Origin of the sequence: Streptomyces phyllanthi, from assembly GCF_009377205.1 — a bacterium.
Classification (GTDB): domain Bacteria; phylum Actinomycetota; class Actinomycetes; order Streptomycetales; family Streptomycetaceae; genus Streptomyces; species Streptomyces phyllanthi.
Window position 1 is genome coordinate 1 of sequence record NZ_VJZE01000471.1, and the last position, 6,964, is coordinate 6,964.

8 protein-coding genes are annotated in these 6,964 nt (G+C 69.4%); 1 reads left to right on the forward strand and 7 read right to left on the reverse strand.

What is annotated here, in order from left to right; translation table 11 throughout:
• Positions 1 to 384 precede the first annotated feature (384 nt).
• The 7 genes from FNH04_RS38300 to clpS all read right to left on the reverse strand — a co-directional run bounded on the left by FNH04_RS38300 (position 385) and on the right by clpS (position 5,312).
• Complete coding sequence (locus FNH04_RS38300; RefSeq protein ID WP_152790476.1) at positions 385 to 1,335, reverse strand: PLP-dependent cysteine synthase family protein; 951 nt, start codon at positions 1,333 to 1,335, stop codon at positions 385 to 387.
• Between the two features lie 17 nt (positions 1,336 to 1,352).
• Positions 1,353 to 1,631 carry a MoaD/ThiS family protein gene (locus tag FNH04_RS38305; RefSeq protein ID WP_152790478.1) on the reverse strand — a complete coding sequence of 93 codons (279 nt, stop codon included), beginning with the start codon at positions 1,629 to 1,631 and terminating at the stop codon, positions 1,353 to 1,355.
• 142 nt (positions 1,632 to 1,773) lie between these two features.
• Complete coding sequence (locus FNH04_RS49165) at positions 1,774 to 1,869, reverse strand: putative leader peptide (protein ID WP_322725075.1); 96 nt, start codon at positions 1,867 to 1,869, stop codon at positions 1,774 to 1,776.
• Positions 1,870 to 1,948: 79 nt separating this feature from the next.
• Entirely contained in the window at positions 1,949 to 2,371 is a 423-nt protein-coding gene (locus FNH04_RS38310) for a Mov34/MPN/PAD-1 family protein (RefSeq protein WP_152790480.1), read from the reverse strand.
• A gap of 125 nt (positions 2,372 to 2,496) precedes the next feature.
• Positions 2,497 to 3,957 (reverse strand): amino acid permease, encoded by a 1,461-nt coding sequence (locus tag FNH04_RS38315; RefSeq protein ID WP_194236955.1) that lies wholly within the window; start codon positions 3,955 to 3,957, stop codon positions 2,497 to 2,499.
• Between the two features lie 389 nt (positions 3,958 to 4,346).
• Positions 4,347 to 4,952 carry a DUF2017 domain-containing protein gene (locus FNH04_RS38320; RefSeq protein ID WP_152790482.1) on the reverse strand — a complete coding sequence of 202 codons (606 nt, stop codon included), beginning with the start codon at positions 4,950 to 4,952 and terminating at the stop codon, positions 4,347 to 4,349.
• Between the two features lie 42 nt (positions 4,953 to 4,994).
• Positions 4,995 to 5,312, reverse strand: coding sequence for an ATP-dependent Clp protease adapter ClpS (gene clpS, locus FNH04_RS38325; RefSeq protein ID WP_152790484.1), 318 nt, complete (start codon positions 5,310 to 5,312; stop codon positions 4,995 to 4,997).
• 212 nt (positions 5,313 to 5,524) lie between these two features.
• Here clpS and FNH04_RS38330 point away from each other — a divergent pair, with 212 nt between their 5' ends.
• Positions 5,525 to 6,853 carry a nicotinate phosphoribosyltransferase gene (locus tag FNH04_RS38330; protein WP_322725080.1) on the forward strand — a complete coding sequence of 443 codons (1,329 nt, stop codon included), beginning with the start codon at positions 5,525 to 5,527 and terminating at the stop codon, positions 6,851 to 6,853.
• Positions 6,854 to 6,964 lie beyond the last annotated feature (111 nt).

Sequence of the window (6,964 nt, forward strand, 5' to 3'; positions counted from 1 at the left end):
GAGCTGGATAGTGCGGGGCCGGGGCTGGGTGTCGCTGGCCTGGGCTGCATAGTGCGGGCCTGGGCTGAACCGTGCGGGGCCGGGGCTTGGTGTCGCTGGCCTGGGCTGAATCGTGCCGAGCCGGAGCTGGGTGCCGCTGGCCTGCGCTGCATAGTGCGGGCGTGGGCTGAATCGTGCCGGGCCGGGGCTGGGTTTCGCGGGCCTGCGCTGCATAGTGCCGAGCCGGAGCTGGGTGTCGCTGGCCTGGGCTGCGCTTCTCCGGGTCGGAGCCGGGGTTTTGAGGGGCGCGGGGAACTGCGCGACCAGCCCCCTCACCCCACCACCACCGACCCGCAGCCGACAAGACGAGCAACCCGGCCCCGTCCCAGCGTGGGAGCACGTGGGCTACGCCCAGAGCTGGCCCTGCAGCGTTTCGATCGCCGCTTCCGTCGTCGGTGCCGTGTACACGCCCGTCGACAGGTACTTCCAGCCCCCGTCGGCGACGACGAACGCCACGTCGGCCTGTTCTCCCGCCTTCACGGCCTTCTTCGCCACGCCGATCGCGGCGTGCAGAGCGGCACCCGTGGAGACGCCGGCGAAGATGCCCTCCTGCTGGAGCAGTTCCCGGGTGCGGGTCACCGCGTCGGCCGAGCCGACGGAAAAGCGGGTGGTGAGGACCGACGCGTCGTACAGCTCCGGCACGAAGCCCTCGTCCAGGTTCCTGAGCCCGTACACCAGGTCGTCGTAGCGCGGCTCGGCGGCCACGATCTTGACGTCCGGCTTGTGCTCGCGGAGGTAGCGGCCCACGCCCATGAGCGTGCCCGTGGTGCCGAGGCCCGCCACGAAGTGGGTGATGGAGGGGAGGTCGGCGAGGATCTCCGGACCGGTCGTGGCGTAGTGCGCGCCCGCGTTGTCCGGGTTGCCGTACTGGTAGAGCATCACCCAGTCCGGGTGCTCGGCCGACAGTTCCTTCGCGACGCGCACCGCCGTGTTGGAGCCGCCCGCGGCAGGGGACGAGATGATCTCCGCACCCCACATGGCCAGCAGGTCACGGCGTTCCTGCGAGGTGTTCTCGGGCATCACGCACACGATGCGGTAGCCCTTGAGCTTCGCGGCCATGGCCAGGGAGATGCCGGTGTTGCCGGAGGTCGGCTCCAGGATCGTGCAGCCGGGCGTGAGACGTCCGTCCTTCTCCGCCTGCTCGATCATGTGCAGAGCCGGGCGGTCCTTGACCGAACCGGTGGGGTTCCGGTCCTCCAGCTTGGCCCAGATGCTGACATCGGCTGACGGCGAGAGCCGCGGCAGGCGCACCAGGGGGGTGTTGCCCACCGCGGCCAGCGGGGAGTCGTAGCGCATGGGATTCCAGCGGCCTGTCAGGCCATACCGCCGGCCACGGCCGGCAGGATCGTGACGTTGTCGCCGTCGGCGACCTTGGTGGTGATGCCGTCGAGGAAGCGGACGTCCTCGTCGTTCAGGTACACGTTGACGAAGCGGCGCAGTTCACCGCCGTCCACGATGCGAGCCTGGATGCCCGCGTGACGGGTCTCGAGGTCGGCGAAGAGTTCGGCGAGGGTGTCCCCGGTGCCGTCCACCGCCTTCTGGCCGTCGGTGTACTGGCGGAGGATGGTCGGGATGCGGACCTCGATGGCCATGGTTGCGGGCTCCTGTCGGAAGAAGTCGGGTCTGGGGGCGCGGCGGCGCGAGTGGTGCGTGGAGCGTGCGGAAGAAGCGTTTCTTGCGTCTTGCGCAGGTCGGACGCCGCGGCTCACGGCCGTACGGCGGCAGGGGTCGGCGTCAACAGATGGCGCTGGCAAGCCTGCACAGATCGACGTGCAGCCGCGCCACGAGCAGTGCGCCCGGCGTCTTCTCGCTCACGTCGTGGAGAACCATGGGCTCATCGTATCGATTCCCGGTGGGGGCCCCGGAGTGTGATCTCGCATTCCGGACAGTTTTCAACCGATGGGTGAGATCAGTACGAGTCCACCACCTTGACCTCCTCCTCCGTGACCTCGCCCTCGACTATGCGGAAGGAGCGGAACTGGAACTCCCCCAGGCCGTCGGTGTCCGCTGTGGAGACGAGGACGTAGTGCGCGCCGGGCTCGTTCGCGTACGAGATGTCCGTACGGGAGGGGTACGCCTCGGTCGCCGTGTGGGAGTGGTAGATGACGACCGGGTCCTCGTCGCGGTCGTCCAGCTCGCGGTAGAGCTTGAACAGGTCGCCCGAGTCGAACTCGTAGAACGTGGGTGAGCGGGCGGCGTTGAGCATGGGGATGAAGCGCTCGGGGCGGTCCGTGCCCGCGGGGCCCGCGACGACGCCGCACGCCTCGTCGGGGTGGTCCTGGCGCGCGTGGGCGACGATCTTGTCGACGAGGTCCTGGGTGATGGTCAGCATGCCCGTCAGGATAAGCAGAAGGGCCGTCCCGTACCGAGGAGTGGTACGGGACGGCCCACATACCGGGACCGCGCAGGTCAGCCGTATCGGGACCGTACGGGTCGGCCGTATCGGGACCGCGCAGGTCAGCCGAGTTTCTCCAGCTCCGGGTCGCGATGCCCGGTGACCTCGGGGTTCCGTGACCTCAGTACGAGCCAGCCGACGCCGAGGGCCGCCGCCCAGCCCGCCATCACGAACAGGCAGACCCGGGACTCGGAGTCGTACGCGATGAGACCGGTGACGAAGACCAGGAAGGCGATGGCGACCCAGCTGCACACCGCGCCGCCGGGAGCCGGGAAGGAGGAGGCGGGCAGGCGGCCCTCGTCGACCGCGCGGCGGTAGAGGACATGGCTGATCAGGATCATCAGCCAGGTCCAGATGCCGGCCGCGGTGGCGACGGAGACGACGTAGCCGAAGGCCTTCTCCGGGACGACGTAGTTGAGGATCACGCCGATGCCCATGAAGAGCACGGAGAGCGTGATCGCGAAGGCGGGCGTCCTGGTGGCGGACAGCCTGCCCAGGGCCTTGGGCGCCTCGCCGCTCTCGGAGAGGGTGCGCAGCATGCGGCCCGTGGAGTACATGCCGGAGTTGCAGGAGGACAGCGCCGCGGTGAGCACCACGAAGTTCACGATGCCGGCGCCCGCCGGGATGCCGATCACGGCGAAGGCCTTCACGAAGGGGCTGACCCCCGGCGCGAACTCGGTCCACTTCACCACGCAGAGGATGACCGTGAGCGCGCCCACGTAGAAGAGCCCGATACGCCAGGGCAGGGTGTTGATCGCCTTGGGGAGGGTCTTCTCGGGGTTCTCGGACTCACCGGCCGTGACACCGACCAGCTCGACGGCCAGGTAGGCGAACATCACGCCCTGCAGGGTCATCAGGGAGGAGCCGATGCCCTTGGGGAAGAAGCCGTCGAAGGCCCAGAGGTTGGAGACCGCCGCGGTGTCGCCGGCCGCGCTGAAGCCGAAGGTGAGGACGCCGAGGCCGATCACGATCATGCCGATGAGGGCGGTGACCTTGATCATCGAGAACCAGAACTCGATCTCGCCGAACAGCTTCACGGAGATCAGGTTCGCCACGAACAGGACGACCAGGAAGCCCAGCGCCGAGACCCACTGCGGGATGGACGGGAACCAGTAGTTGATGTAGATCGCGGCGGCGGTGAGCTCGGCCATGCCGGTGACGACCCACAGCAGCCAGTACGTCCAGCCGGTGAAGTAGCCGAAGAACGGGCCGAGGAACTCCCGCGAGTACTCCGCGAAGGAGCCCGAGACGGGGCGGTAGAGCAGGAGTTCGCCGAGCGCCCTCATGATGAAGAAGATGATCACGCCGGCGACGGCGTACATCAGGATGAGGCTCGGTCCCGCCTTGGCGATGTTCGCCCCGGCGTTGAGGAAGAGGCCGACGCCGATGGCGCCGCCGATCGCGATCATCTGGACCTGACGGCTGCCCAGCCCGCGCTCGTACCCCTCTCCGGGGGCGTCGCCGTTCGCGGCACCGTCGCGGTCGTGCCCGTCGTACTGCTCGTCGACCTGCGCTGAGGTCATGTGTGGTGCGCCTTTCTCCGTGCTCTCCATGCCCTCCCCCGGCCGTCGTCGTCGGCCGTGGATCGGGCCCCGATCCCCCCGGATTGGTGGAGCTGATGCCTGGCCGGCGGTCCGTCGGCGCGGTGGCGCACCCGGAGGGGCATGGGTGGTGTCCCGTCGGGCGGTCGTGAAGATCTATCACGGCCGCCCCGGAGATCAATTGACCGTTTTGTGGCGCACCACACAGGCAGAAGCAGACAAAGGACGCCCCGGCCGCCATAGCGGGCCGGGGCGGTGACACGATCGTTATCCGGATTTGAGTGTCCTCTGAGCGAACACGAAACCAGCACAAAGAGAACGAAAGGAGAACAAGAGGAGAACAGGCAGAGGAGGGAGAGGCCGCTCAGGTCCTACGGCATCAGGGTCTGCACCAGCGTCTCCTGGAGCCCGCCCAGCCACAGGTACGCCATCACCATCGGCTTGCGCGGGTCCTCGTCCGGCAGCCGGTAGAGGAGGTCGGTGTCCTCCTCGTCGGTGACGTCGAGCCGGGAGCCGATCGCCAGGCGAAGGTCGTTGAGGCAGCCGAGCCACTGCTGGGAGCCCTCGGGCGTGAGCTCCAGTACGGCGTCGCCGTCGCCCGCGGTGGTCAGCCGGTCCAGGGAGCGGATCACCGCGAGGGCGTTCTCACGCTTGCCGGCGCGCAGGTCGTTCTCGGTGAAGCGGCGGAACTCCGACGAGTACTGGCGCTGCTCCTCGGCCCGCTCGGGCGAGTTGGGCTCGCCGCCGGGGCCGCCGTAGGCGTCCGGGAACAGGCGCTGGAGCACCGGGTCCTTCGGCGGCTCGCTCGGGCCCTCGTTGAACAGCTCGGCGAGTGGATCGTCGGGGGCGTCCTCGGCGGGGCCGGGACCGATCAGCTCCAGGAGCTGTACGGCCAGCGAGCGGATGATGGAGATCTCGACCTCGTCGAGCGCGACGGCCGCGCCGCCGCCGGAGGTCGGTTCGAAGTGTCCTGGCATGGAGTGGGTTCGCTGCTTCCGGCCGGCTGCTTCTGGAGAGGGTTACTTGCGGTCCTGCTGGAGGGTGGCCCACAGACCGTATCCGTGCATGGCCTGTACGTCGCGTTCCATCTCCTCGCGCGTTCCGCTGGAGACCACCGCACGGCCCTTGTGGTGCACGTCGAGCATGAGCTTGGTGGCCTTGTCCTTGGGATAGCCGAAGTACGTCTGGAAGACATACGTCACGTAGCTCATGAGGTTGACCGGGTCGTTGTGGACGATCGTCACCCAGGGGACGTCGGGCTCGGGGACGGCGAAGGCCTCCTCCGCCGACTCGGTCTTTTCGATCTCTAGGGGTGCGGGAGCCGTCACACGGCCCATGCTGCCACCACAAGGGGGTACCCGCACAAACGGACCCGGGAAATCGTCAGATTGACGATTTCCGAGTACGATCGCCCTCGGAGCCGTATTGACCGGTTGACCGGGGGACACCGTGTCCGATCGCAGCCATGCGACGGGCCGCCCCCGACACGACGGGGGAGGACCCGAAGCCACCGGGCTCTCCCCGAGAGATCGAGGCGAGGAGAACTCTGGTGGGCGTAGCGGATCTGGGGTTGCCGGTGGACGTGCCCTCGACGGCGCTCTTCACGGACCAGTACGAGCTGACGATGCTGGAGGCCGCGCTGGCGGCCGGGACGGCCGGCCGGCGTTCGGTCTTCGAGGTCTTCACCCGGCGGCTGCCCGAGGGACGGCGGTACGGCGTCGTGGCGGGTACCGGTCGGGTGCTGGACGCGGTGGAGAACTTCCGCTTCGACGCGGACGTGCTCGGCTTCCTGCGCGAACGCGAGATCGTGGACGAGCCGACGCTGGAGTGGCTGTCCTCGTACCGCTTCGGCGGCGATGTCTGGGGCTATCCGGAGGGCGAGGTGTACTTCCCGGGCTCGCCGATCCTGCGGGTCGAGGGCTCCTTCGCCGAGTGCGTGCTCCTGGAGACGGTGATCCTCTCCATCCTCAACCACGACTCGGCGATCGCGGCGGCCGCGTCCCGTATGTCCTCCGCCGCCGGTGACCGGCCGCTGATCGAGATGGGCGCCCGGCGCACCCACGAGCTGGCCGCGGTGGCCGCGTCCAGGGCGGCGTACGTCGGCGGTTTCACCTCGACCTCGGACCTGGCGGCGGGCTTCCGCTACAACATCCCCACCGTGGGGACCTCCGCGCACGCCTTCACCCTGCTCCACGACCGTGAGCGGGACGCCTTCCAGGCCCAGGTGAACTCGCTCGGGCGGGGAACGACGCTGCTCGTGGACACGTACGACGTCGCCGAGGCGGTCCGTACGGCGGTCGAGATCGCCGGGCCCGAGCTCGGGGCGGTCCGTATCGACTCCGGGGACCTGCTGCTGGTCGCGCACCGGGTACGGCAGCAGCTGGACGAGCTGGGGGCCACCCGCACGAAGATCGTGGTGACCTCGGACCTCGACGAGTACGCGATCGCCTCGCTGGCGGCGGCGCCCGTGGACGCGTACGGGGTGGGCACCCAGCTGGTGACGGGGTCCGGGCATCCGACGTGCTCGATGGTCTACAAGCTCGTCGCGCGCGCCGAGTCCGCGGACCCCGGGGCTCCGCTGGTATCGGTGGCGAAGCGGTCGACCGGCGGCAAGACGTCCATCGGCGGCCGCAAGTGGGCGGCGCGACGGCTGGACGAGTACGGCGTGGCGGAGGCCGAGGTGATCGGCACCGGGAACGTCCCGGCGCGGCTCGCCGACCGGCAGCTCCAGGTGGAGCTGATCAAGGCCGGCCAGGTCGTCGGCCGTGAACCCCTGGACGCCGTACGGGACCGGCACACGGCCGCCCGGGCCGGCCTGCCGATCTCGGCGACGCAGCTCTCGCGAGGGGAGGCGGTCATCCCCACGGAACACGTGTGACCCGCCGCCGGGGGCGTACACCGGCCACCGCGCCGCGCGCGCCCCCGTGCAACCGTTCGGGAACGCGCGGTGTGCGGGCGGGCACCGGCAGCGCTCCCCGCGCACGGATCC